The following is a 22,029-nucleotide window of genomic DNA, read 5'->3' as shown; positions in this document are numbered from 1 at the left end:
CTCGCTGCCCCCCGAGGGGGCCTTCGCTGCCTTGGGGCGGCCCGGCGGCAACTCATGAGCACCCCCCGCGCCAATATCGAAGTACTGCCGCGCAGCGTGCAGTTTTCCCTGGCACTGGGGCTGGCTGCGCTGCTGCTTTTCCCCGTGGTGGGCAGCGACTTCTACGTGCAAATGGTCACCCGCATGATGATCATGGCCATCTTTGCCATGAGCCTGGATCTGCTGCAAGGCGTGACCGGGCTGGTATCGCTGGGCCACGCGGCGTACTTTGGTGTGGCGGGCTACGCCCTCGCCTTTCTCACCCCAGCGGACATGCCGGTCAGCCTGTGGTGGTCGCTACCGCTGGCAGTGGCTGTGTCGGGCCTGGTGGCGCTGGTGATCGGGTTCTTTGTGGTGCGCACCCACGGCATCTACTTCATCATGGTCACCATGGCCTTTGCGCAGATGGTGTTCTACCTGTTCTTCGACAACAAGGTGCTGGGGGGATCGGACGGCCTGTACATCAACTTCCGGCCTGATGCGGCGCTGTTCGGCTGGCTGCCGTTCGATCTGGAGGGCCGCAAGACCTTCTACTACTTCACACTGGCGCTGGTGGTGCTGGTGTATGTGCTGCTGCGCCGCCTGCTGTGGAGCCCACTCGGCCGCGCGCTGGCAGGCATCCGCATCAACGAGCACCGCATGCGCGCCATGGGCTTTGGCACGCGGGGCTACAAGCTCACCGCCTTCACCATTGCCGGGGCGCTGGCGGGCCTGGCGGGGTACCTGTGGGGCGCGCAGACCGGCTATGTGAATCCTGAACTCATGGGCTTTCACATGAGCGCCCACGCCATCATGATGGTCATCCTGGGCGGCATGGGCAACTTTGCAGGCGCCATCGTGGGTGCGTTTGCGTTCGAGTACCTGCTGCACGTGTTCAAGGACATCAGCAAACACTGGCAACTGCTGATGGGCGGCTTCATCGTGCTGGTGGTGGTCGCAGCACCGCGCGGGCTGCTGGGCATGTTTGCGCAGCGGGGCGCAGCCAAGGCCTCGGAGGGATCGCACCATGGCTGAAGTCCTGTTGTCTGCACAGAAGGTCACCAAGCGCTTTGGCGGCCTGGCCGCCGTCAATGGTGTCTCGGTAGACCTGTGGCGGGGCAAGATCCACGCGGTGATCGGTCCCAACGGCGCGGGCAAGTCCACGCTGACCAACCTGCTCTCGGGCGACCTGCCCCCCACCTCGGGCACCGTGCTGCTGGGTGGCACCAATGTGACCGGCTGGGCGCCTGAACGCATCTCACGCCAGGGCCTGGGTCGCAGCTACCAGAAGACCAACATCTTCCTGCCGCTCACCGTGCACGAAAACGTGCGCCTGGCCGCCCAGTCGCGCGATGCGCAGCAACCCTGGAACCCCTTGCGCTGGTGGCAGGACACCCGCTCGGACACTATCAAAAACAGAGCAACCAGGGCACGTCTTGAAAGTGCTATCGAGCTGTCAGGCCTCAAAGACCGGCGCATGGCCATCGCGGGAGCCATGAGCCACGGCGAGCAGCGCCAGCTCGAAATTGCCATGACCCTGGCCACCGAGCCGCAGGTGCTGCTGCTCGACGAGCCCCTGGCTGGCATGGGCGTGGCCGAGGCAGAACGCATGGTGGAGCTGCTGCAGCGCCTCAAGCCCGCCCACGCCATGATGCTGGTCGAGCACGACATGGATGCGGTGTTTGCGCTGGCCGACCGCCTGACGGTGATGGTCAACGGCGAGGTGATTGCGCACGGCACACCGCCCGAGGTGCGCGCCGATGCCACCGTGCAGGCCGCCTACCTGGGGGAGGACCACTGACATGACCACTCCATGGATCGATGCCAAGGGCATCAACACCTTCTACGGCAGCAGCCACATCCTGCACGGCATTGATTTCACCGTGGGCCAGGGCGAGACCATCGGCCTCATGGGCCGCAACGGTATGGGCAAGAGCACCCTGCTCAAGTCGCTGATGGGCCTGGTCAAGCCCCGCTCCGGCAGCGTGGCCGTGGCCGGCCGCGACATGACCGGCAAACCCCCCTACGAGGTGGCGCGTCTGGGCATTGCCTACGTGCCCGAGGGCCGGGGCATCTTCGGCAACCTGAGCGTGGTCGAGAACCTGCAGATGGCCGCCCGCGCAGGCACGCGCGGCCAGCGCGACTGGACCTACGAGCGCGTGCTGGAGACCTTCCCGCGCCTGAAGGAACGCCTGGGCCACGGCGGCCAGCAGCTCAGCGGCGGCGAGCAGCAGATGCTCACCATCGGCCGCGCGCTGATGACCAACCCCGATGTGCTCATCCTTGACGAAGCCACCGAAGGCCTGGCACCGCTAATCGCACGCGAGATCTGGCGCATCTGCAGCCTCATCAAAGACAGCGGTATCAGCAGCGTGATCGTGGACAAGAACTGGAAGCACGTCACGCAGATCACTGACCGCAACGTCATCCTGGTCAAGGGCCAGGTGGTGTTTGACGGCAGCTCGGACGCCCTGCATGCGCAGCCCCTGCTGCTGGAGCAGTACCTCGGGGTATGACCCCGTGCGGGCGATGGCGCCCCGCCGATAGAATCGTCCGCTTTCGTCTTTGAGGGGTTCGCCCGTGTCTGATCGCCTGGCAGTTCTGCCGCAATACCTCCTGCCCAAGCAGGCACTGACCACCCTGGCTGGCAAGTTTGCATCGGCCCGGCTGGGCGGCCTCACCACCTCGGTGATCCGCTGGTTTGTGGGCCGCTACAACGTCAACATGGCCGAGGCGGCCAACCCCGACATCGCCAGCTACACCTCGTTCAACGACTTCTTCACGCGGGCGCTCAAGCCCGGCGCCCGCCCACTGGCCCAAGCCGATTTGATTTGCCCCGTGGATGGCGCCATCAGCCAGTTCGGCCCCATCGCCAAGGACCAGGTCTTTCAGGCCAAGGGGCACACCTACTCCACCACCGCCCTGGTGGGTGGCGACGCCGCTGCTGCGGCACGTTTTGACAACGGCCACTTCGCCACGCTGTACCTGAGCCCACGCGACTACCACCGCATCCACATGCCTTGCGCGGGCGAGCTGACGCGCATGGTGCATGTGCCGGGCGACCTGTTTTCGGTGAACCCCACCACGGCACGCGGCGTGCCCGGCCTGTTCGCGCGCAACGAGCGCGTGGTGTGCTTTTTTGAATCGGCCCAGGGCCCGTTTGTGCTGGTACTGGTGGGTGCGACCATTGTGGGCAGCATGGCCACCGTGTGGCACGGGCAGGTGAACCCGCCGCGCACCGGTGTGCTGCGGCAGTGGGACTACGCGAAGGGCCAAGTGAGTCTGCAGCGGGGTGAAGAAATGGGCCGCTTCCTGCTCGGCTCCACCGTAGTGATGCTGTTCCCACAAGGGCCGCTGCAATTCAACCCGCAGTGGTCACCCACGCGCCCTATCCAGCTGGGTGAAGCCATGGCGCAGCGCTCTGGGGGCTGACCCTCAGCCCCTTGGCCGGTGCGAAGCGCTTACAAACCGTCGGTGTCGGGTGTGCGCGTGAGCCGGAAGGCGGTGGGCGCGAGGTGCAGCGCTTCAGGGTACACAGGGGATTCATGCCCCACCAGATACACCATGAGAGCGTGGCGGCGCACCACCACATGGCTCACGGTTTCGCGCTGGTGGTTCCATTGCACAAAGGTGCCGGGCTTGAACAAAGGCATGTAGTAGTACGCGGTGGGGTCCATGGGGTGCGGCTCCTCCCGCGATGACGGGCCCCTGCGTGGATGTGGGGTGGGCCCGGGCGGCGGTCCATGGCGGACCGACCAGCCCATACTAGCACCGATACTTCCCGCCCTGGGGCGTAAGCCTCACGCCGATTGCGCTGCCGCAAAGGCCAGCGCGGCCTCCAACATACTACGCAGGTGGGGTTGCACGCCCGCAGCCACCTCGGGCAGGTAGTCAAACGGCAGGGCCTCCTGCATGTAGCTGCACTGCGTCATTTCCAGCTGCACCGCGTGAATGTTCTGCGCGGGCTGCCCGTAGTGGCGCGTGATGTGCCCACCCTTGAAGCGGCCATTGAGCACGGCGGTGTAGCCCTGGGCCTCTTTGGCGATGGACAGCAGTTCCTGCGCCAGCGCCGGGTCGCAGCTTTCACCGTTGGCCGTGCCCAGGTTCAGGTCGGGCAGCTTGCCTTCAAAAAAGCGCGGCAGCACCGAGCGGATGGAGTGGGCGTCCCACAGCACCGCCACACCGTGTTGCGCACGGATGCGGTCCAGCTCGGCACGCAGTTGCGCGTGGTACGGCGCCCAGACGGCCTCACGGCGCGCAGCGATCTCTGCGTCATCGGGCACATCGCCTGCTGCGTAGATGGGCGTGTCGTCGAACGTATCGACCGGGCAGAGGCCGGTGACGCTCTGCCCAGGGTACAGGCTGGCGCCATCGGGCGGGCGGTTCAGGTCGACCACATAGCGCGAGTGCGTGGCCACGAGGATGGACGCCCCCAGGTCTTTGGCAAACGCGTAGAGGCGCTCCATGTGCCAGTCGGTGTCAGGCACCTGGCGGGCCTCATCCGTGAAGCGCGCAGCCAGCGCGGGCGGCACGTAGGTGCCTGCATGGGGCATGGACACCAGCAGCGGCGCAGTGCCGGGGTAAAAGACAAAAGGAGGTGGAGAGGTATCGGTCATCACAAGCTCACGGGTATGAATTCAATCGGACGCTTCAATCGGACGCTTCAATCGGGTGCAATGGTGGCCGAGCGTGCCGCCACAAACGCATGGGCCGCCGCATCGTGCAGCGTGTGCCGGCCACCCGTAATGCGCTGCTGGCCCGCCACCCACACGCTGTCGATGGCCGAGGTGCGGTGGCTGCCGAATACATGGGCCGACAACATGCTGGGTGCGGGCAGATCGCGCAGCGCTACATGCTGCGCACCCAGCGCCACCAGGTCGGCCTGCTCACCCACTGCCAGACCGCCAATGGCGCGGCCAGCGGCCTGCGCCCCGCCCTGCACGGCCTGCAAGGTCATGGCCGTGGCCACCTCGGGTTGCGCGGCGGTGGCCAGCACATTGCGCTGGCGCAGCGACAGGCGCTGGCCGTATTCCAGCATCAACAATTCTTCCGCCGCATTCACGCAGGCATGGCTGTCCGAGCCCACGCCCCAGCGTCCACCATGCTGCAGCCACAGTGGCATGTCGAAGATACCGTCGCCCAGATTGGCCTCGGTGGTGGGGCAGATACCTGCCACGGCGCCTGTGCGGGCTGCGTCCTGGTACTCCTGCGGGGTCATGTGCGTGGCGTGCACCAGGCACCAGCGCTCGTCCACGGGTGCGTGCTCCAGCAGCCACTGCACCGGGCGCTGGCCGCTCCAGGCCACGCAGTCATCCACCTCCTGCGTCTGCTCGGCAATATGGATGTGAATGGGCGCTTGCGCATTGAGTGCCGTGAGGCCCTGCACGGCAGCCGCCAGACTGTCGGGCGGCACTGCACGCAATGAATGCGGTGCCAGGCCCAAAACGGCCCCTTGCGCTTGTGCAGCGGGCGCAAGGCGCTCCAATAAGGAGAGCATGTTGTCCGTGCTGCGGGTGAAGCGTGCCTGGTCCGCACGCGGTGGCTTGGCGCCAAAGCCGCTCGTCTGGTACAGCACCGGCAGCAGCGTGATGCCGATGCCCGCACGCTGCGCCGCACGCAGCAGTGCCAGCGAGAGCGTGGCGTCATCGGCATAGGGCGTGCCGCCCTGGTCGTGGTGCACGTAGTGGAACTCGCACACGCTGGTGTAGCCCGCCTCCAGCATCTCCACATACAGCCAGGTCGCAATGGCCTCCAGCGATTCGGGCGTGATGCGCGCTGCAAAGCGGTACATCAGGTTGCGCCAGCTCCAGAAGCTGTCCTGGCTTTCCCCCCGGTACTCGGTCAGGCCCGCAAACGCGCGCTGGAAGGCGTGCGAGTGCAGATTGGGCATGCCGGGCAGCACGGGGCCCGGGGCCACGGCGGCACTGGCGGGCTGCGCGTTGGGCGTAACGGCGGTGATGCGCCCTGCCCCATCCCAGGTGATCAGCACATTGCGCGCCCAGCCCGTGGGCAGCAAGGCATCGGTGGCGAACAGCTGTTGCGTCATGGCATGACTCCGTGAATGCGCCCTTGCCGCACGATGGTGCAGGTGGGCTTCTGGCCCAGCCAGTAGGCCAGCTCGGCCGCCTCGCCCACGGGCCACAGCACAAAGTTGGCCGGTCTGCCAGATGCGATGAGGCCGTGCGTGTCTTGCAGTCCTAGCGCGCGCGCGGCGTGGGTGGTGATGCCGGCCAGCGCCTCGGGCACCGTCAGGCGGAACAGCGTGCAGGCCATGTTGGCCATGAGCAGCAGGCTGAGCGCGGGCGACGTGCCAGGGTTGTGGTCGGTAGATACGGCCATGGGCACGCCGGCTGCGCGCAACTGCGCGATGGGTGGCAGGTGCGTGTCACGCAGCGTGTAGAAGGCACCGGGCAGCAGCACGGCCACGGTGCCTGCGGCCTTCATGGCAGCGATGCCGTCGGCCGACAGGTGTTCGATGTGGTCGCACGACAGTGCACCGTAGCGCGCGGCCAGCGCCGAGCCCCCCATGTCGGACAGTTGCTCGGCATGCAGCTTGACGGGAATGCCCAGCTTTTGCGCAGCCTGGAACACCTGTTCGGTCTCCGCCAGCGTGAAGGCAATGCGTTCGCAGAACACATCCACGGCATCGACAAGACCTTCGGCCGCCAGCGCAGGCAGCATCTCGTTGCAAACAAGGTCGGTGTAGTCCTGGCTACCTCCAGGTTTTCCAGCGTATTCGGGCGGCAGCGCATGCGCGCCGAGGAAGGTGGTGCGCACCGTCACGCCAAAGGCCTCGCCCAGACGGCGGGCCACGCACAGCTGCTTGCGTTCGTGCTCCAGCGCCAGGCCGTAGCCGGACTTGATCTCAACCGCACAAACGCCTTCATCCAGCAGCGCCTGGAGGCGCGGCGCAGCCAGCGCAAAGAGCTCGTCTTCGCTGGCCTCGCGCGTGGCGCGCACCGACGACACAATGCCCCCGCCCGCCTTGGCCACCTCTTCATATGTGGCGCCTGCGAGCCGCATCGCAAACTCGTTGGCGCGCTGCCCACCGTACACCAGGTGGGTATGGCAATCGACCAGGCCGGGTGTGGTGATGGCGCCTTTACCGTCAAAGCGGGGCAAGGCGGCAAACGCCGCAGGCACCTGGGCCTGCGGGCCCACCCACTGCACAGCGCCGCCCTGCACCACCACACACGCCAGCGCGCCCTCGGGCACCGGCACATCCGCCGACCACAACGCGGCCACGGGCCGCAGGTGAGTCCACACGCCATCGGCACTGGGCGCGGAAGATGTTGGCGGGACCACGCTCTGCGAGTTGCTACTTGCTGCTGTGTTCATGGATCAATTTGCTATCTTTTATATAGCTACTTGCGCATATTCCACTAGCGCTTGCAGCCCATTTGATTCAAATTATGGTGTTGAGCCCCTGTGCAAGGCCACCCAGGCCAGCACCGGTGCGTCATCGGCAGACATGGCGCCTTCGGCGCGGCGCACGGGAGTGATCAACGGCGCAGCTTCGCCCCCTTCGCTCACCCACCACAGGCCCTGCCCCGCTGCCAACATCCGCGCTGGGCGGCCATCGCTGTCCTCATATCGCCACGTGCCCTGCAGCACCATGCACAGGCCAGCGGCAGCCCCCTCTGCGGGCGGCACATCGCGCAGCACCTGCAGGCTCCCGCCCCACTCTCCCCGGCGCAGCATCAGGTTGAAGTCGGTAGAAACACCGCCGAGCATGCGACAGTCCACCGGCTCTTCGCCGGAGAACGCAAACGGCTCCCAGCGCTGCGTCAGCGCGTGCTGCCATTGTCCTGCTCCGGCTTGCAGCTGTACGCCATCGCCCTCCAGCAGCATGATCTGCCGGTCCACGCCCGGAAAGGCTGAGAACGGCCCGGGGCGGGCGATGGTGGCCACACTCACGCGCCATGCAAAGCTGTCCATGCCCGCGCCGGGCGGCCAGCACGCCAGCTCGCGCGTGCTGCCGCCGCCGTTTTTCCAGGGCACCGAGGGTGTGGCGGCCAGGTCCAGAAACTGCATCACACCCGTTCTCCCTGTGGCACGTCGTTGCCATCCACCAGGAGGGGGAACAGCGGGTGGTCCATCTCAGCCCCGGCGGGCAGCTCATCGGCCAGGCCGGGGAACTCGGGTGAGGTCTTCCACGGCCGGGGCGCATGGCGCGTGTCGTCGCCCAGAAAGCGCACCGAGAACACCCGACGGCGACGGGGCCCTTCCACCCCACCCGCTGCGTGCAGCGTGAGCATGTGGAAACACACCACGTCACCGGGCTCGATCTCCCAGCCCACGATGGGGAAGGCATCGCGGTCAGCCTCCACGTTGGGCAGGTCCTGCAGGCTGCCCTCGGGGAACCACTTGGCCTGGTTGTCCATGAAGGTGCGCGGCATGAGCCACGGGCCCTTGTGCGATCCCGCCACAAACTCCAGCGTGGCCGCGCGGGACACCGGGTCTACCGGAATCCACATGCTGATGTTCTGCATGCCGTCGATGTTGTAGTAGGGCTGATCCTGGTGCCAGGGCGTCTTTTGCCGCGTGCCGGGTTCCTTGACCAGCACATGGTCGTGGTACAGCCGCACGGTGCGCGACTGCATCAGGCGCTGCGCAGCCAGGGCCAGCGGCGTGTCGCGCACAAAGCGGCCAAACTGCGGAATGTCCTGCCAGTTGCAGAAGTCCTCGAAGAACCGGCCCGGGTCATCCGGCCGGCTGGCCAGCTTGGCGCGCGGGCTGGGCGCGGCCAGGTTGGCGTCGATGCCGTCGCGCAGCAGAGCGACTTCATCGGGCGTGAGCAGCTGCTTGATGCAGATGGCGCCGTCGCGGGCGAAGTCGGCGACTTGCGCGTCGCTCAGTCGCTCCTGCAGACGTTTGGCAAAGCTGGCCATTCACTTCACCATAGGCAGTTTCAGCCCCTGTTTCTTGGCAGTCTCCACGGCCAATTCGTAGCCTGCATCGGCATGGCGCATCACGCCGCTGCCGCAGTCGTTGACCAGCACATTGGCCAGCCGTGCAGCTGCCGCATCGGTGCCGTCGGCCACGATGACCATGCCCGAGTGCTGCGAGTAGCCCATGCCCACGCCACCGCCGTGGTGCAGGCTCACCCAGGTGGCACCGCCTGCGGTGTTGAGCAGCGCGTTGAGCAGCGGCCAGTCGCTCACGGCGTCGGTGCCGTCCTTCATGCCTTCGGTCTCGCGGTTGGGGCTGGCCACGCTGCCGGTGTCCAGGTGGTCGCGGCCGATCACGATGGGGGCTTTCAGCTCGCCGTTCTTCACCATCTCGTTGAAGGCCAAGCCCGCGATGTGGCGCTCGCCCAGGCCCAGCCAGCAGATGCGTGCGGGCAGGCCCTGGAAGGCGATGCGTTCGCCCGCCATGTCGAGCCAGCGGTGCACGTGTTTGTTCTCGGGGAACAGCTCCTTGATCTTGGCGTCGGTCTTGCGGATGTCTTCTGGGTCGCCCGACAGAGCCACCCAGCGGAATGGACCCTTGCCTTCGCAGAACAGCGGGCGGATGTAGGCGGGCACAAAGCCGGGGAAGTCGAACGCGTCTTTCACGCCTTCGTCAAACGCCACCTGGCGGATGTTGTTGCCGTAGTCCACCACCGGGATGCCCATGTGCTGGAAGTCGAGCATGGCTTGCACATGCGCCGCACACGACCGGGCCGCCGCCTTCTTCAGCACCTCATGCTGCGTCACATCCTGCTGCGCGGCGCGCCACTGCGCCACCGTCCAGCCTGCGGGCAGGTAGCCGTTGACCAGGTCGTGGGCCGAGGTCTGGTCGGTGACGAGGTCGGGCTTCAAGCCACCGGCCTTGGCGCGGCGCACCAGCTCGGGCAGGATTTCTGCGGCGTTACCCAGCAGCGCAATCGACACGGCTTCTTTGGCTGCGGTATGCTGCTGGATCAGCTCCAACGCGTGGTCGATATCACGCGCCTGCTTGTCTACGTAGCGCGTGCGCAGGCGGAAGTCGATGCTGCTTTGCTGGCACTCAATGTTGAGCGACACCGCGCCCGCAAAGGTAGCGGCCAGCGGCTGCGCGCCGCCCATGCCGCCCAGGCCTGCCGTCAGGATCCAGCGTCCTTCCAGCGAGCCGCCGAAGTGCTTGCGGCCTGCCTCGGCAAAGGTTTCGTACGTGCCTTGCACGATGCCTTGCGTGCCGATGTAGATCCAGCTGCCCGCAGTCATCTGGCCGTACATGAACAGGCCCTTCTGGTCCAGCTCGCTGAAGTGCTCCCAGTTGGCCCATTTGGGCACCAGGTTGCTGTTGGCCAGCAGCACGCGGGGTGCGTTGGCATGCGTCTTGAACACGCCCACGGGCTTGCCGGACTGGATGAGCAGGGTCTCATCGTCATTCAAGTCCTTGAGCGAGGCGAGGATCTGGTCAAAACATTCCCAGTTGCGCGCAGCACGGCCGATGCCGCCGTACACCACCAGGTCTTGCGGGCGCTCGGCCACCTCGGGGTCGAGGTTGTTCTGGATCATGCGGTAGGCCGCCTCGGTGAGCCAGCTCTTGCAGGTCAGCTGGCTGCCGCGCGGCGCACGGATCACGCGGCTGGCGTCGTGGCGTGGGTCGGTGTTGGAGGCGGCGGCGATGATGGCGTCGTTGGCGTTCATGGTGGGCTCCTGTGAATCAGTGGGTGTGCGTGGAAAAAATCAGGCGAAGCTGGGCAGGCATTGCGTGAGCGCTGCGGGCCATGTGGACTGCTGGGCCCAGGCGCGCATGGCTTCGATGTCAGGGGCGAGGTAGCGGTCCTGCTCCAGGTAGGCCACGCGCTCGCGGATGGCGGCGAATTGCGCTTCGATGAGGGGTGAACTCTTGAGCGAGCGGTCGAACTCCATGCCTTGTGCGGCCGCCATGGCCTCGATGCCGACCATCACGGCCGCATTGCGCACCATGTCACCCAGGCGGCGCGCGCCGTAGGTGGCCATGGAGACATGGTCTTCCTGGTTGGCCGATGTGGGCAGGCTGGTCACGCTGCTGGGGTTGGCGAGGCACTGGTTCTCCGCAGCCAGCGCGGCGGCGGTGACCTGGGCGATCATGAAACCCGAGTTCACACCGCTGTCTCGGATCAGGAATGCGGGCAGGCCCGAGAGGCCCGGGTCCAGCAGCAGCGACAAGCGACGTTCGGAAATCGCACCGATCTCAGCGACGGCCAACGCAATGATGTCGGCCACAAAGGCCACGGGCTCGGCGTGGAAGTTGCCGCCGGAGATCACGTCGCCGTTGTCAAACACCAGGGGGTTGTCCGACGCGGCGTTCGCCTCGATGGTCAACACGCGCGCTGCGTGGTGCAGGTTGTCCAGGCACGCACCCATCACCTGGGGCACACAGCGGATGGAGTACGGGTCTTGCACGCGGCCGCAATTGGGGTGCGAGGGGTCGATGGCGCTGCCGTCGAGCAGCGCACGCACGGCAGCCGCCACAGCGATCTGCCCGGCCTGGCCCCGTGCTTCGTGAATGCGTGCGTCAAACGGCTTGACCGAGCCCTTGATGGCTTCAAGCGACAGGCAGCCGGCAACCAGCGCGGCAGCAAACACGCTCTCGGCGCCAAACAACCCGGCCAGTGCCAGCGCTGTGGACACCTGTGTGCCGTTGAGCAGCGCCAGCCCTTCCTTGGGGCCCAGCACAAAGGGCTGCAGGCCGATGGAACGCATGGCCTCGGCACCCGACACCACCTTGCCGTCCACCTTGGCCTGCCCCTCGCCGATCAGCACGCAGGCCATGTGCGCCAGCGGTGCCAGGTCGCCCGACGCACCCACCGAGCCCTTGGCCGGGATCACCGGCAGCACATTGGCGTTGGCCAGCGCCAGCAAGGCATCCACCAGCTCAGGCCGCACGCCCGAGTGGCCGCGCGCCAGGCTCACGGCCTTGGTCGCGAGGATGAGGCGCACCACGTCATCAGGCAGCGGGTCGCCCGTGCCCACGCTGTGCGACAGCACCAGGTTGCGCTGCAGTTCAGCCAGGCGGTCGTGCGCAATCTTGGTGCTGGCCAGCTTGCCAAAGCCGGTGTTGATGCCATACACCACCTGGTCTTCATCGACGATGCGCTGCACCGTGGCCAGGGACTGCTGCAAACCCGCGCGTGCCGACGCATCGAGCACCAGTTGCACGGGGCCAGCGTGGATGCGGCGCAGCTCGGCCAGCGTGACGCGGCCGGGGTGCAGGGTGATGGGTGATGCGTTCTGTGTCATGGCGTTGATCCTGTATATACAAGTAGGTACAAGCGAAAAAATTCTGTGCTTTTGGCGAAAAATTTCAACCGGCGACGGGGTTGCCGTCGGCTCGGAAGCGGCTGCCCAGGCGGTAACGGGTGGCGGGGTGCAGGCAGCGCACCACGGTGATCGGCACGCCGCGCGACCAGGTGCGGCGGGTGAGCAGCAGGCAAGGCTCCTGCGGAGACATCTCCAGCAGCGCGGCCTGCTCGGCGGTGGGCATGACGGCATCGACCACATGCTCGATCTGGTCGAAGGGCACGTTGCGCACCAGGTATTCGGAGGGCTGCAGTTGCGTGAAGTCCTGCGCGGCGAACTGGGGCACCTGGCGTGGGTTGACGTGGCGGTCTTCCAGCTGCACGGGCAGGCCGTCTTCGCGGTGGATGCACAGCGAGTGGAACACCGACTCGCCGGTGCGCAGGTCCAGCGCGGCGGCAACCTCCAGCGTGGCAGAGGTGCGCTCCACCGCCAGCACGTCGCAGCGGTAGTCGTGCCCGCGCTGGCGGATTTCGCTCGCCAGGTTGGCAATCTGCAGCAATGTGGATTGGGGCTTGTCTTCGGCCACAAAGCTGCCCACACCGGCCACGCGCACGATGCGGCCCTGCTCCACCAGTTCGCGCAGCGCGCGGTTCACCGTCATGCGCGAGATGCCGAACTGGGTGACCAGTTCGTTCTCAGACGGCAGGCGGTCGCCCGCGCGCCAGATGCCTTCCTGGATCTTGCGCGCAATGTGGTCCTTGACCTGCTCGTACAGCGCCATGGCCTGCGCGGGCGCAGCCGCAGAGGCCACTGCCTTGGCAGGCGTGGTGCTGCGCGGTGCAGCGGCGGTGGTGCGGCGGGATGGACGGGCGCTCATGGGTGGATGCGGAGCTGTTGCGGTTTCAGATCAGTGCAGGTCCGCCGCCATGGATTCGGCGCGGATCTCTTCGGTGAGGCGCGCCTTGAGGTCCATGAACTCGGGGCTGGTCTTGATCGTGTAATGGCGTGGGTGCGGCAGGTCCACCGCCAGCTCGGTCTTGATGCGGCCGGGCCGGGCGCTGAATACCGCCACGCGGTTGGCCATGAAGATGGCTTCGTCGATGTCGTGGGTGACAAACAGCACTGTCTTGCGTTCGGCCTCCCAGATGCCCAGCAGCAGCTCTTGCATGAGCACGCGGGTCTGGTTGTCGAGCGCGCCAAAGGGCTCGTCCATCAGCAAAATCTTGGGGTCGTTGGCCAGCGCGCGCGCAATGGCGGTGCGCTGCTGCATGCCGCCCGACAGCTGCTTGGGAAAGTGCTGCTCAAAGCCACGCAGGCCCACCTTGGCGATGAAGTACGCGGCGCGCTCTTTTTGCTGTGCTTCGGGCATACCCCGCTCGCGCAGGCCAAAGCGAATGTTCTGCTCGATGGTGAGCCAGGGGAACAGCGTGTAGCTCTGGAACACCATGCCGCGGTCGGCGCCCGGGCCTTCCACTGGCACACCGTCCAGCAGCACCCGGCCGCTGGTCGCGTGGTCCAGCCCTGCGACGATGCGCAGCAGCGTGGACTTGCCGCAGCCCGACGGGCCAAGGATGGTGACAAAGTCGTTGTCACGCACTTCAAAATCGACGGGTAGCAGGGCCTGCGTGCGCTGGCCCTTGTGCCCTTCAAAGGTGCGCGAGACGGCTTGGATGGATACGCTGCTCATCGCACAAAACTCCAGGCAAACAGACGGTGGTTGAGCGCCTTGAAGGCGAAGTCGGACACCAGCCCGATGAGGCCGATGATGATGATGCCGAAGATGATCTGGCCGGTGTTGAGCAGCGACTGGCTGTCGGTGATCATGTGGCCGATGCCGCTGGACGAGCCGATCAGCTCGGCCACGATTACATAGGTCCAGGCCCAGCCCAGCACCAGGCGCAGGGTCTCGGCGATCTCGGGCGCAGCGCCAGGGATGAGCACCCGCGTGACAATGCCCTTGTGGCCTGCGCCCAGCGTGTAAGCGGCCTCCACCAGGTCGCGCCGCGCACCGCCCACGGTGACGGCCACCATCAGCGTGATCTGGAAGACCGATCCGATGAAGATGACGAGGATTTTCTGCGCCTCGCCAATGCCCGCCCACAGGATCAGCAGCGGAATGAAGGCCGAAGCAGGCAGGTAGCGACAGAACGAGATGAAGGGCTCGAAGAACGCCTCGACCCCCTTGTACGCGCCCATCGCAATGCCCAGCGGCACGGCAATGACCGCTGCCAGGAAGAAGCCACCGACCACGCGCCAGATGGTCATGCCGATGTCTTTGATGAAGCCGTATTCGGTGAACAGCAGCCAGCCTTCTTTCACCATGGTGACGGGGCTGGCCAGGAAGGTGGGCGACACGAAGCCGCCCAGGGTGAAGAACGCCCACACCGCCACGAACAGGGCGAAAAAGGCCAGCCCCAGCATCCAGCGGGATCGGCTGCTCACAGGCTCCAGCGGGGCCAGCGAGCGCCGGCGCACGATGGCCTTTGGCTCAGAAACGGACAGGGGTTGCACGGCGGACATGGAGCGCTCTTCTTCCGTCTATTTACTTGATGAAGCTGGCGTCAAAGGTGACGTTCAGGTCTTCAGGCGCCTTGCGGATGATGCCGGCCTCCAGCAGGATGGCCGTGGCGTCTTTCATGAAACTGGTCAGCTCGCCCGCAAAGAACTTCTGGTTGGCAGCCTTGTCCTGCCAGCGCAGGAAGGACGACGACTTGGCGAACTGCTCGCCCGTCTGCTTGACGGCGGCACCCATGATCTCGTTGGACTTGGTCGGGTCGGCCTTGATCATGTCCAGTGCTTGGAAGTACGAATTGGCCAGTGCCTGAGCCGCCTTGCCGTTGGCCTTAAGCCAGGTGGGGTCGCAGCCCACAGTGTCCATCACCATGGGGTAGTCGAGCGTGGTGGCCAGGATCTTGCCGGCGCTGGGGTTCTCACGCACGGTGGACAGGTAGGGCTCGTACGTCATGGCAGCGTCGTTCTGGCCCGCCACAAAGGCTTGTGCTGCGGCCTGGGGCGACAGCGTGGTGGTCTTCACATCCTTGAGGCTCATGCCGTTCTTGCTCAGCATCCAGGCCAGGCCGAAGTACGGAGCGGTGCCGGGCGCATCCACGCCGATGGTCTTGCCCTTGAGGTCCGCAAAGCTCTTGATGTCGCCGCGCACTGCGATACCGTCGGCGCCGTAGGACTTGTCCATCTGGAAGATCTGCACGATGGGCACGCCGTTGGCGTTCCAGGCGACGTGCGTCTCGACCGTGGTGGCTGCGCACTGGATCGACTTGGAGGCCAGGGCCAGGTGGCGGTCCTTCTGCGGGATCATCTTGATCTCCACGTCCAGGCCGTTCTTCTTGAAGATGCCGGCCTTATCGGCCAGCGTGAGCGGTGCAAAGCCTGTCCAGCCGGACATGCCCAGCACGATTTTGGTGTCCTGCGCCTTGGCCGGTGCGGCCAGGGCCATCATGCATGCTGCTGCCGCTGCCAGCGACGTCCATTTCACAACCGATCGAGTCATCATCTGCTCCTGTTTGAAGAAAGTACCTTGGCCCTGCCCACCGGAACGCACCTGCGTACCGGAGGCCATGATGACAGTTTCAGCATACCTGTATATACAGGGTAAACACTGAAAAATTCGACTCATGCGAGGGGGTGACGATGCTGAGCAAGAACGAGGCCAGGGAGGATGGCGACTTCTCGGGTGGCCCCAGGCATCAGAAACCACTCCTGATTTGATAGCTATCAGCGTAACAAATACCAGCGCTACAGAGCAAAAAGACTATGAATTTGCCTTGTGAGGCCTGCTAGGGCCCCTGGTGCGGCCAGTTCTCCAGCGCACCAGGCCTGTGCGCTGCTCTGGCCGCGCCGGTGCGACGCCACCTGCCGGCGCGCAGGCCAGCCTGTCTATGCCACCGGCGGGCGGCCTATTCCACTACCGGCAAACGCACGGTGACCGACAGGCCGGGCTCTGCATTGCGCATGTTCAGCTGCCCATCGTGCGCTTGCGCCACTAGGCGGCACAGGTACAAGCCCAGCCCCACGCCACCGGTGGCGCGCTGGCGTGCGGTATCAGGGCGGTAGAACGCCTGGGCCAGGTGGGGCAGGTGCTCGGGGGGCACGCCGCGCCCATGGTCACGCACCTCCAGCTCCAGCACCCTGCCCTCATCCACCAGCCGCAGGTGCAGTTCGGGCGGGAAGGCGCCCGACTCGCTGTGGCGCAGGCTGTTGTCCAGCAGGTTGCGCAGCAGCAGCCGCAGGCGGGATCGGTCGAGCCGTACTGCGGGCAAGTCCGGCGCTGTGTGCAAGGCAATGTCGGCGGCGCCCGCATGGCGGGAGCACAGGTCGGCCACCACTTCGCGCGCCAGCTCGGCCACGTCGGTGGGCTCGCGGTGCAGCGCCGCATGGCGGCCCGCGAGGCGCTCGCTTTCCAGCAGGTCGGTGATGAGGCCTGCCATCTCGCCCAGGTCACGCATCAGCGCCAGGCGTTGGGGTTGCACGTCGGCCGTTTCGGGCAGCAACTCAGTGTTCAGGCGGGCCCGTGTGAGGGGGCTGCGCAGCTCATGGCTCATCGCCAGCAGCAGCGCGCGCTTGGCCTCCAGCATCTGGTGGATGTCATCCCCCATGGTGTTGATGGTCTCGGCCAGCTGGCCCAGCTCGTCCGGCCGGTGGGCATGCCGCACCGGGATGGGCTGGGCAAAGTTGCCGTTGCCAAAGCGCTGCGCGCCCTGGCGAATGTCGTCCAGCGGCCGCAGCAGATGCCGCACATACACATAGGCCAGCGCCGTGAGCAGCAGCAGCACGGTGAGCGTGCCCCACGCAATGCGCGGGCGCTTGTCCCAGGACAGCGCGTTCAGCCCGAACTCGATATGGTGCCCATCGGCCGTCGTGCGACGCAGCAGGCTGTGTCCGTTCTCGTCACCGGTCCAGCGGCCTTCCTGGCGGACCTTGTCGCTCATCCAGTCAGGGTTCTGCTGGTCGGGGTGCGAGGCCCAATGGATCTGCGGGCCGTCGATGCGCAAGGTCAGCGGCAGGCGGTTGGCGATTGCCTGAGCGCGCTCAATGCTTGGCGGGCTGCCAATCTCGGCCGCCAAGCGGTCCACATAGTCCATCAACAGCGGCCGTGCGGCCTCGCGCCAACCCACCGACACGGCCTTTTGCACACCACCCATGAACGTGACGGCGACAGCCACGGCCAAAGCCATGAACACCAGCACCAGCCGAATGCGCAGCGAATGACCCACCGCGTGGCGCGCCCGGCGGTGCCAGGGGCAGTTCGGGTCGTGGACGGGAGAACAAATCTTCTTCATGGGGCAGCGCGGCGCAGGGCCAGGGAATAGCCCACGTTGCGCAGCGTCTTGATGCAGTCCAGCGGCTCCAGCTTTTTGCGCAACCGGCTCACCACGATGTCCACCGCGCGCGTGTACAGCTCGGCTTCATGACCGCGCAGCTGGTTCAGGATGTCGTCCCGGCTGAAGACTTTGCCCGGCTCGCGCGCCAGCAGGTGCAACAGGTCGAACTCCGTGCCGGTCAGCTCCACCACCACGCCATGGCGCTGTACGCTGCGGCGCGCGGCGTCGATGGACAGGCCCTCAAACTCCAGCGAGCCCGTTGCAACACCGGGCCCTGGCGCCCGGCGCCGACGCAACACCGTCTGCAGGCGTGCCACCAACTCGCGCGGCTCGAAGGGCTTGGGCAGATAGTCGTCCGCCCCCAGCTCCAGCCCCACCACACGGTCCATCACCTCGCCGCGTGCGGTCAGCATCACGATGGGCAGGTCGCCTTGCTTGCGGATGGTGCGGCACAGCTCGAAGCCGTCCATTTCCGGCAGCATGACGTCGAGGATGGCCGCGTCGAAGCCGCCGGCCGTCAGTTGCGCCAGGCCATCGCTGGGCCGAAGGGCGTGAACTAGCTCCAGCTCAAAACGCTGGAAGTAAGTGGCCAGGGGCGCGCCCAGCTGCGCGTCGTCGTCAATCAGCAATATGCGGTGCATGAGCAATTCTCACACCGTCAGGCGCGCTCCCCACGGGGTTCATCGACAGAAGCGCCCGCCGCACACAATGCGCGGTGACGCACGATGAGCCGGCGCAAGCGGCCCTGCGCACCGGCATGGAGCGCGTCAAAATGGTCGGCAGCCGCCAGCAAGGCGGGCAGAGTGTGGGCCGCCACCGAGGGCTGGCGGGCTACCAGGCCCATCGCATGCTCGCGGTCAAAGCGCGGCCCCCAGACCAGAGACATCAGCTCATCGTGAGGCTCCGGCATCCCCGACAGCAGCGCAGGCCCATGCACACGAACGCCTTGGGCGAGGCGGTGGATAGGTTCCAGCGTGGGTGACATGTAATGCTCCCTGCCCTTTAGCCGCGGGCCATCCAGCCCTTGCGCCGCTGCATCAGCTCGCGCACTTTTTGCTGTTGGTCTGGGTTCAGACTGTCATAGAAGTCAGCCATCGCGTTGACCACTGCCGGGCTGTGGGCCTGCACCGCGCGCGTCTTGTCTTCCAGCAGCGACTGCGCCCGCGCCCGGTCAAACTTGTCGCCCGCGACAATGGCCTGCACCTCGGCACGGGGGTCTGCCGTCTTGCCGATGAACGCCGCACGCTGGGCCTCCAGCTGATCGGCCAGCGCATTGAGTTTGGTCTTTTGCGCCTCGTTCAGGTCGAGCTTGCTACTCACCCGGTCCACCATCTTGCCGCGCACTTCGGCCATCTTTTCCGCAGTCATCGGGCCGCGCTGATGGTGCCCGCTGGAGCAGGCCGTCAGCCCACCCACCGCGATGGACGCACCAAAAATGCCCATCAGCGTTTTCTTGATCCAGGGTTTCATGATGCAGTCCTTTCAAAGACGGTATGGAACATGACCCTGATGGTGCCCGCGGTGGCATGGAACGTGGTCTCGACCCAGTTTCGGTTTATTTCATTTTGTTTCTTGTGCGGCGCTGGCGAAAGATGCTGGCGGGTCGTCGATTTTGCGGAGACCAATATGTGGGCCCGCTTTGTCTGGTGTTTCCCGTGCGAAGCCGAGACATGCACCACTGCAAATTGACGCGGAGAGACTGAATCACGGCTTTCCATGGCGGAAGCAGCAGCGGGCATGAGCGGATAAAGCGGATACCGCGAAAAGCCTCGCTCGGACGCTCAAAACCGTGAAAAAGGAAAAACCCCCAACCGTGAGCGGTTGGGGGTTTGTATTTGGTGGAGCTGGCGGGAATTGAACCCGCGTCCGCAAGCCTTCGTCAGGCAGATCTACATGTTTAGCGGTCTGATTTGGATCTCGCTACCCATGTCGCGCAGTCGCACGCTACATGGGCCGCCAGCACCCTATTTTCTCGCCTCCACCCAAGGTACCCGGATGGAAGCCAGCCCATGTAATTATCCTTGCAGCCGGGAGGCACTGATTGCTCAGAACCCCCTTGCCCAGCCCATCGGCCAACTGTTGCAAGGCTCACTGGCAATTAAGCAGCGAGTGCGAAACGTTCGTCGTTTGCAGTTAGTTTGTTAAATCGAGATTTACGAGCGTGACTCAAGCTCGACATGCACCACACTGATCCCGAACCCACGTCGAAACCAGGACAGCCCCTAGGCTTTCTATTTTAGGCGCTCACGAGCAATTGCAAGAGCTCACCAGGAGATTTAATTGCGGCGTGTGCACCCCACTCCGAGGGATCGGTCTTGGCGCCCAAGTAGCCGTAGGTGGCGGCCACTGTGCCCATGCCCGCTGCCAGGCCCGCCACGATGTCCCGCTCGTCGTCGCCCACGTAGATGCAATGCTCAGGAGCCACACGCAAACGGGCAGCCGCCTCCAGCAAAGGGGCAGGATGCGGCTTGGCGTGCGGCGTGGTGTCACCACTGACCACGGCCGAGGCGGTGGCAAACAGCGGGATGGCCTGCGTAAGCGGGTCAGTAAAGCGTGCGGCCTTGTTGGTGACCACGCCCCATGCCATGTTGCGACCAAGAATCTGGCGAACCAATTCAGGCACACCGTCAAAAATGGTGGTCTGCTCGGTCATGCGGGACTCGTAGTTCACAAAAAACTCTTCACGCATAACGGCAAAGTCAGGGTGATCTGGGCCCATGCCAAAGGCCTCTGCCAGCATGCCGCGAGCCCCGGCACCCGCCATGGGGCGGTATCGGGCGGGGGGTAGCGAAGGCAGGCCTCGGTCGGTGCGCATCTTGTCGGCGGCCGCGCCGAGGTCTGGCGCGCTGTCGATCAAAGTTCCATCCAGATCAAACAGGACTGCGCGAATGCCATGAAAAACGGTAGCCATATCAGCCCGGGCGACGCGTCGCGAACAGGTAATTGACGCTGGTGTTGGCACTGAGCCAATAGCGACGCGTGAGGGGGTTGTATTCCAGTCCCTTGGTGTGCAGCACATCCAGGCCTGCACTGCGGCAATGTCCCGCCAGCTCACTGGGACGGATCATCTTGGCGTATTCGTGGGTGCCGCGCGGCAGCATATTGAGCACGTATTCCGCCCCCACGATGGCCAGCATGAAGGCTTTGGCGTTGCGATTGATGGTGGAGAAGAACACCCAGCCACCGGGTTTGACCAAGGTGGCGCAAGCACGAACCACCGAGGCAGGATCGGGCACATGCTCGAGCATCTCCATGCAGGTCACCACATCAAAACCAGCAGGCTGTTCGGCGGCCATCGCCTCGGCGCTGATTTCACGGTATTGCACATTTTGCGTGCCCGCCTCCAAGGCGTGCAGTTGCGCCACGCGCAGCGCTTTGGTTGCCAAATCAATGCCAAGCACATCCGCACCCTTGCGCGCCATGGAGTCGGCCAGAATGCCCCCGCCACAGCCCACATCCAGCACACGTTTGCCGGTCAAGGCGCTCAGCCCATGAATCCAGTCAAGCCGCAGCGGGTTGATCTGATGCAATGGACGAAATTCACTGTCAGGGTCCCACCACCGATGGGCCAATTCTGAAAACTTGGCCAGTTCGGCCGGATCTGCATTGACGGTTTCGATCATGTCGCTGATTGTCCATGAAGGGAGCACGCGAAAAGCCCCAGACGCAAAAAAGCCCCGCAAGCGGGGCTTTTTTGTGCAGCAATCCGAAGATTACTGAGCGGCGCGGGTACCGACCACTTCGATTTCCACGCGACGGTTCTTCGCACGGCCTTCGGCAGTCTTGTTGTCGGCCACGGGCTGCTTTTCGCCCTTGCCTTCGGTGTACACGCGGTTCTTTTCGATGCCCTTGGACACCAAGTAAGCCTTCACGGCTTCAGAACGACGCACCGACAGCTTCTGGTTGTAAGCATCGGAGCCGACGGAGTCAGTGTGACCCACGGCAATGATCACTTCCAGGTTGATACCCTTGACCTTGGAGACCAGGTCGTCCAGCTTGGCCTTGCCTTCTGGCTTGAGCACCGACTTGTCGAAGTCGAAGAAGGCGTCAGCAGCGTAGGTCACCTTGGTGGCAACGGCGGGAGCTGGTGCGGGTGCGGGTGCAGGGGCGGCAGCGGGTGCTGGAGCAGCAGCAGGAGCTGGTGCAGCGGCAGGTGCGGGAGCAGCGATTGCGCCGTCGCAGCCAGGAGCTGCCGTAGCAGGCGTCCAGTTGGCATCGCGCCAGCAGTATTCGTTGGTACCGTTCTTCCAGACCAGTTGGCCAGAAGCATCGCGCCAGTTGTCAACGGTTTGTGCGCCAGCGGCGGTTGCGAGCGCTGCAGAGGCAAACAACATCGCCACTTTGTTCAGTTTCTTCATGGTTCTCCTCTTGGGGAAAAAGCCGCAGCCGCGCTGCGAATCAGGACGCCTGGGGTGACCACCACCCTAAGCGTTCAAACGATTGTGCCATACGTAACAGGGCAAAAGCTGTGCACGCCG

23 protein-coding genes and 1 other RNA gene are annotated in these 22,029 nt (G+C 65.2%); 4 read left to right on the top strand and 20 right to left on the bottom strand.

Annotated elements, in window-relative coordinates:
• Nucleotides 1-54: 54 nt before the first annotated feature.
• From ACODSM_RS07410 to asd, 4 genes are all read left to right on the top strand, one after another.
• The gene (locus tag ACODSM_RS07410) at nucleotides 55-1,053 is read left to right on the top strand and encodes a branched-chain amino acid ABC transporter permease (RefSeq protein ID WP_291442613.1); all 999 of its coding nucleotides are present in this window, start codon (nucleotides 55-57) and stop codon (nucleotides 1,051-1,053) included.
• Entirely contained in the window at nucleotides 1,046-1,819 is a 774-nt protein-coding gene (locus tag ACODSM_RS07405; RefSeq protein ID WP_488804821.1) for an ABC transporter ATP-binding protein, read from the top strand. Before ACODSM_RS07410 ends, ACODSM_RS07405 begins: the two co-directional genes overlap by 8 nt.
• Nucleotide 1,820: 1 nt before the next feature.
• Nucleotides 1,821-2,534, top strand: a complete 714-nt coding sequence (locus tag ACODSM_RS07400; RefSeq protein ID WP_343734636.1) for an ABC transporter ATP-binding protein — start codon at nucleotides 1,821-1,823, stop codon at nucleotides 2,532-2,534.
• A 64-nt stretch (nucleotides 2,535-2,598) separates the two neighbouring features.
• Nucleotides 2,599-3,450 carry an archaetidylserine decarboxylase gene (gene asd, locus ACODSM_RS07395; RefSeq protein WP_488804820.1) on the top strand — a complete coding sequence of 284 codons (852 nt, stop codon included), beginning with the start codon at nucleotides 2,599-2,601 and terminating at the stop codon, nucleotides 3,448-3,450.
• 29 nt (nucleotides 3,451-3,479) lie between these two features.
• On the opposite strand, the gene ACODSM_RS07390 is transcribed toward asd, so the two are convergent.
• The 20 genes from ACODSM_RS07390 to ompA form a co-directional block, all read right to left on the bottom strand.
• The gene (locus ACODSM_RS07390) at nucleotides 3,480-3,695 is read right to left on the bottom strand and encodes a hypothetical protein (RefSeq protein ID WP_309824535.1); all 216 of its coding nucleotides are present in this window, start codon (nucleotides 3,693-3,695) and stop codon (nucleotides 3,480-3,482) included.
• A gap of 123 nt (nucleotides 3,696-3,818) precedes the next feature.
• On the bottom strand, nucleotides 3,819-4,634 hold the full coding sequence (gene hutG / locus ACODSM_RS07385; RefSeq protein WP_015014411.1) for an N-formylglutamate deformylase: 816 nt from the start codon (nucleotides 4,632-4,634) through the stop codon (nucleotides 3,819-3,821).
• Nucleotides 4,635-4,681: 47 nt separating this feature from the next.
• Nucleotides 4,682-6,064, bottom strand: a complete 1,383-nt coding sequence (locus ACODSM_RS07380) for a formimidoylglutamate deiminase (RefSeq protein ID WP_488804819.1) — start codon at nucleotides 6,062-6,064, stop codon at nucleotides 4,682-4,684.
• The gene (gene hutI / locus ACODSM_RS07375) at nucleotides 6,061-7,356 is read right to left on the bottom strand and encodes an imidazolonepropionase (protein WP_488804818.1); all 1,296 of its coding nucleotides are present in this window, start codon (nucleotides 7,354-7,356) and stop codon (nucleotides 6,061-6,063) included. The genes ACODSM_RS07380 and hutI overlap by 4 nt, the downstream gene beginning before the upstream one ends.
• Nucleotides 7,357-7,428: 72 nt before the next feature.
• Nucleotides 7,429-8,052 (bottom strand): HutD/Ves family protein, encoded by a 624-nt coding sequence (locus ACODSM_RS07370; RefSeq protein WP_488804817.1) that lies wholly within the window; start codon nucleotides 8,050-8,052, stop codon nucleotides 7,429-7,431.
• On the bottom strand, nucleotides 8,052-8,909 hold the full coding sequence (locus ACODSM_RS07365) for a phytanoyl-CoA dioxygenase family protein (RefSeq protein ID WP_488804816.1): 858 nt from the start codon (nucleotides 8,907-8,909) through the stop codon (nucleotides 8,052-8,054). The genes ACODSM_RS07370 and ACODSM_RS07365 overlap by 1 nt, the downstream gene beginning before the upstream one ends.
• Nucleotides 8,910-10,634: a urocanate hydratase gene (gene hutU, locus ACODSM_RS07360; protein WP_060986340.1), complete on the bottom strand. Its 1,725-nt coding sequence runs from the start codon at nucleotides 10,632-10,634 to the stop codon at nucleotides 8,910-8,912.
• Between the two features lie 39 nt (nucleotides 10,635-10,673).
• Nucleotides 10,674-12,212, bottom strand: a complete 1,539-nt coding sequence (gene hutH / locus ACODSM_RS07355; RefSeq protein WP_488804815.1) for a histidine ammonia-lyase — start codon at nucleotides 12,210-12,212, stop codon at nucleotides 10,674-10,676.
• Between the two features lie 64 nt (nucleotides 12,213-12,276).
• Nucleotides 12,277-13,089 carry a histidine utilization transcriptional repressor HutC gene (gene hutC / locus ACODSM_RS07350; RefSeq protein ID WP_488804814.1) on the bottom strand — a complete coding sequence of 271 codons (813 nt, stop codon included), beginning with the start codon at nucleotides 13,087-13,089 and terminating at the stop codon, nucleotides 12,277-12,279.
• 30 nt (nucleotides 13,090-13,119) lie between these two features.
• Entirely contained in the window at nucleotides 13,120-13,899 is a 780-nt protein-coding gene (locus tag ACODSM_RS07345) for an ABC transporter ATP-binding protein (RefSeq protein ID WP_060986337.1), read from the bottom strand.
• Entirely contained in the window at nucleotides 13,896-14,732 is an 837-nt protein-coding gene (locus tag ACODSM_RS07340) for an ABC transporter permease (protein WP_488804813.1), read from the bottom strand. Before ACODSM_RS07340 ends, ACODSM_RS07345 begins: the two co-directional genes overlap by 4 nt.
• 22 nt (nucleotides 14,733-14,754) lie before the next feature.
• Nucleotides 14,755-15,720: an ABC transporter substrate-binding protein gene (locus tag ACODSM_RS07335; RefSeq protein ID WP_309824553.1), complete on the bottom strand. Its 966-nt coding sequence runs from the start codon at nucleotides 15,718-15,720 to the stop codon at nucleotides 14,755-14,757.
• A 406-nt stretch (nucleotides 15,721-16,126) separates the two neighbouring features.
• On the bottom strand, nucleotides 16,127-17,509 hold the full coding sequence (locus ACODSM_RS07330; RefSeq protein WP_488804812.1) for a sensor histidine kinase: 1,383 nt from the start codon (nucleotides 17,507-17,509) through the stop codon (nucleotides 16,127-16,129).
• The gene (locus ACODSM_RS07325; RefSeq protein WP_488804811.1) at nucleotides 17,506-18,192 is read right to left on the bottom strand and encodes a response regulator transcription factor; all 687 of its coding nucleotides are present in this window, start codon (nucleotides 18,190-18,192) and stop codon (nucleotides 17,506-17,508) included. The genes ACODSM_RS07330 and ACODSM_RS07325 overlap by 4 nt, the downstream gene beginning before the upstream one ends.
• A 17-nt stretch (nucleotides 18,193-18,209) precedes the next feature.
• Nucleotides 18,210-18,536: a hypothetical protein gene (locus ACODSM_RS07320; protein ID WP_060986352.1), complete on the bottom strand. Its 327-nt coding sequence runs from the start codon at nucleotides 18,534-18,536 to the stop codon at nucleotides 18,210-18,212.
• A gap of 17 nt (nucleotides 18,537-18,553) precedes the next feature.
• On the bottom strand, nucleotides 18,554-19,021 hold the full coding sequence (locus ACODSM_RS07315; RefSeq protein ID WP_209820163.1) for a Spy/CpxP family protein refolding chaperone: 468 nt from the start codon (nucleotides 19,019-19,021) through the stop codon (nucleotides 18,554-18,556).
• 366 nt (nucleotides 19,022-19,387) lie between these two features.
• Nucleotides 19,388-19,774: a transfer-messenger RNA gene (gene ssrA, locus ACODSM_RS07310) on the bottom strand.
• 13 nt (nucleotides 19,775-19,787) lie between these two features.
• Complete coding sequence (locus ACODSM_RS07305; protein ID WP_015014426.1) at nucleotides 19,788-20,462, bottom strand: HAD family hydrolase; 675 nt, start codon at nucleotides 20,460-20,462, stop codon at nucleotides 19,788-19,790.
• 1 nt (nucleotide 20,463) lies between these two features.
• The gene (gene ubiG / locus ACODSM_RS07300) at nucleotides 20,464-21,174 is read right to left on the bottom strand and encodes a bifunctional 2-polyprenyl-6-hydroxyphenol methylase/3-demethylubiquinol 3-O-methyltransferase UbiG (RefSeq protein ID WP_015014427.1); all 711 of its coding nucleotides are present in this window, start codon (nucleotides 21,172-21,174) and stop codon (nucleotides 20,464-20,466) included.
• Nucleotides 21,175-21,264: 90 nt separating this feature from the next.
• Nucleotides 21,265-21,909, bottom strand: a complete 645-nt coding sequence (gene ompA, locus ACODSM_RS07295; RefSeq protein WP_015014428.1) for an outer membrane protein OmpA — start codon at nucleotides 21,907-21,909, stop codon at nucleotides 21,265-21,267.
• Nucleotides 21,910-22,029: the final 120 nt, after the last annotated feature.

The organism is Acidovorax sp. FG42, assembly GCF_057809195.1.
The sequence above is the reverse complement of the archived record's forward strand: the minus strand, read 5'-3'. Positions and strand labels throughout refer to the sequence as shown.